At 64.9% G+C, this 2,522-nt stretch carries 4 protein-coding genes; all 4 read right to left on the bottom strand.

What is annotated here, in order from left to right:
• Positions 1–320: ABC transporter substrate-binding protein (locus EN750_RS28850; protein WP_145968005.1), on the bottom strand; the 320-nt coding region annotated here is incomplete at its 3' end.
• Positions 313–1,080 carry an ABC transporter ATP-binding protein gene (locus EN750_RS28845; protein ID WP_127398783.1) on the bottom strand — a complete coding sequence of 256 codons (768 nt, stop codon included), beginning with the start codon at positions 1,078–1,080 and terminating at the stop codon, positions 313–315. The genes EN750_RS28850 and EN750_RS28845, both read right to left, overlap by 8 nt.
• Positions 1,077–1,829, bottom strand: coding sequence for an ABC transporter permease (locus tag EN750_RS28840; RefSeq protein ID WP_127398784.1), 753 nt, complete (start codon positions 1,827–1,829; stop codon positions 1,077–1,079). The genes EN750_RS28845 and EN750_RS28840 overlap by 4 nt, the downstream gene beginning before the upstream one ends.
• Positions 1,830–1,932: 103 nt before the next feature.
• A partial coding sequence (locus tag EN750_RS28835; RefSeq protein ID WP_245482841.1) for a Ykof family thiamine-binding protein occupies positions 1,933–2,522 on the bottom strand: 590 nt, incomplete at its 5' end.

Here is a 2,522-nt window from a genome sequence, read left to right as displayed (position 1 = left end):
CCCTTCAGGTCCGCTCCGGCGGTTCTCTGGGTGAACAGGCTGATGGTGCCGTTGATGCCGAAATCGGCGACGCGATTTGCAACCAGCGTGCCCGCACCGGTATCGCTGTAAGGCAGGATGTCGACCTCGAGCCCGGCCTCGCGATAGAAGCCCTTGTCGCGGGCGACGAACAGTCCGATGTGGTTGGTGTTGACAGTCCAGTCGAGGGCAACGGTGACCTTTTGTGCCGATTGTGCTTGGGCTCGCCCCGATCCGGCAACGAGCGGAAGGCCTGTGGCAAGGGTCAGCAACAACGCCTGCCGGCGCGTCAAGTCAGTCATGATCGTGTCCTTTGGATGGGGTGGCGTTGAGGATGATGTCGAGAATCTCGGCCTCGAGCGTACTTGCCTGGCGCGCGGCATCGCCGCCAAGGCTGCGCGGGCGCGGCAGCGGCACCTTGATTTCACGCACGATGCGGGCCGGGCGCGCCGACAGCACATAGATGCGGTCGGACAGGAACACGGCTTCGCGCACGTCATGGGTGATCAGGAGCGCCGTCCAGCGATGATGCCGCCACATCTGTTCCAGCCAGCGCTGCATGGCCGTGCGGGTCAGCGCGTCGAGAGCGCCGAACGGCTCGTCGAGCAAAAGCATGTCGCGTTGCTGCACCACCGTGCGCAGCAAGGCCGCGCGCTGGCGCATACCGCCGGACAGTTGCGCTGGAAAATGCCGCTCGAAGCCGGCAAGCCCGAATTCGGCAAACAACGGCGCAACGCGCGCCCGCGCCGCCTGTCTCCTCATGCCTTGCACTTCGAGCCCGAGCGTCGCGTTTTCGAGGATGCGCCGCCACGGCATCAGCGCGTCACGCTGCGGCATGAAGGCGAAATGCCTGCCGTGGTCGTCGAGCGGCGCGCCGTCGAACAACATCTCGCCCTCGCCATGCTCGGCGCCGGTCAGGAGCTGGAAGAGTGTCGATTTGCCGGCGCCCGAGGGTCCAAGGATCGAGACGAATTCACCAGCGCCGACGCTAAGCGAAATATCGGCCAGCACGTCGAGCCCACCGAACGCCTTGCGCACATGCCGCAGCTCGAGCCGGTTCATCGCCAGGCCCCCTTCCCGGCGGTTTCCTTGCCGGCCCGCTCCCAGGGCATCGCGAGGCGCTGCAGCAGTACAGTCAACCCGAACAGGACAAGTGTCAGCGCGGCACTCACTCCGACGGCGGCAAGAACCAGGTCAGGACGGAAATTGTTCTTGGCGTTGAGCATGTAGATGCCCAGCCCCTTCGCGGCCCCCGCATATTCGGCGAAGATCGCGCCGACCACGGCGTAGGTGATGGAGATCCTCAAACCAGCGAAGAAATAGGGCAGCGCCGAAGGCAGCCGTGCCAGCACGAAGATGCGCCAGCGCCCTGCCCCCATGGCGCGCAGCATTTGCCCGATCTCGGCCTCGGTCGACTCATAACCCTCGACCAACGCAACCAGCATCGGAAAGAAGGTAACCAGCGCCACCAGCATGATCTTGGGCGCCAGCCCGAAGCCGAACCAGAGCACCACCAGCGGCGCGATCGCCACCAGCGGCAAGGTCTGGCTGACGATTAAGACAGGAAACATCGCACGCCGCAGCGGCTGGAAGAAGTCGACCAGCGTTGACAGCACGAAGGCAGCGCTGAGCGAACAGGCAAAGCCGAGCAGCGTGGCGCCGATGGTCGGAATGGCGTTGTCGGCCAGCGCCTGGCGATTGAGCAGCGCTTGCTCGAAAACGCGCGACGGCGCCGGCAGTGTCGTCGGCCTGATGCCGGAATAGGTGGCATAAAGCTCCCACGCCAGCAGGAGCAAACCGACCGAGATCATGGCCGGCATTGCCTTGACAAGAAGGCTCGCGATCGGGCGCGAAGCGACTGATGATGTGGCCACGGGAGATAACCTTTGACGGCAGCGCGAAAGCGCGGCTGGCTCAGACAGCCGACGGGCTGTTGGCCGAGACCGTGACGTCGAGGGTTACGTGGCCGGCGCCTGGTCCGAAGCGGCAGAAGGCCTCGTCCAGCGCCGAAAAGATCGCACCGGCATCACCGCGCAGTTTCGTGCAGAAATGCTTGGAACGCTCATAGACGCCGGACTGCTTGAGAAAATCGATGCAGCCGTAGATCTCGTCCATGTGGTCGTCGGTGCCCATCACATAGAGCGAGAACTGCGCCGCCGCCGGCTGGCCGGTGGCAGCAGCATTGCGCACCGCCGCGATGGCCGCATCCTTGCGCGGGCCGAGTGGCCCAACAGGCCCGCCAAGTGCATCGGAGCGGCAGATCGGATCATCCGGCTCGCCAGGGCACCCGCGCGAGATGGTGGCCGACAACACGCAATGTTTGCCGCTGCGTGCCGCCGCCACGAAGAGGTCGCGCATGGCGGGAAACAGCACTTCGGGCGGCCCGACCAGCAAGGTCGAGATGTCGTCGGTCTCGATCCTGAGCTTGTCGCGCCAGGGATCGAGCGCACCGAGCGCGCCAAGAATGACACCGACGAAATCGTCGGTCATGGGGTATAGGGAAA

This window comes from Mesorhizobium sp. M7A.F.Ca.ET.027.03.2.1 (assembly GCF_003999175.1).
In the GTDB taxonomy this organism is placed as follows: Bacteria; Pseudomonadota; Alphaproteobacteria; order Rhizobiales; family Rhizobiaceae; genus Mesorhizobium.
This window is presented reverse-complemented; position numbering and strand designations above follow the sequence as displayed.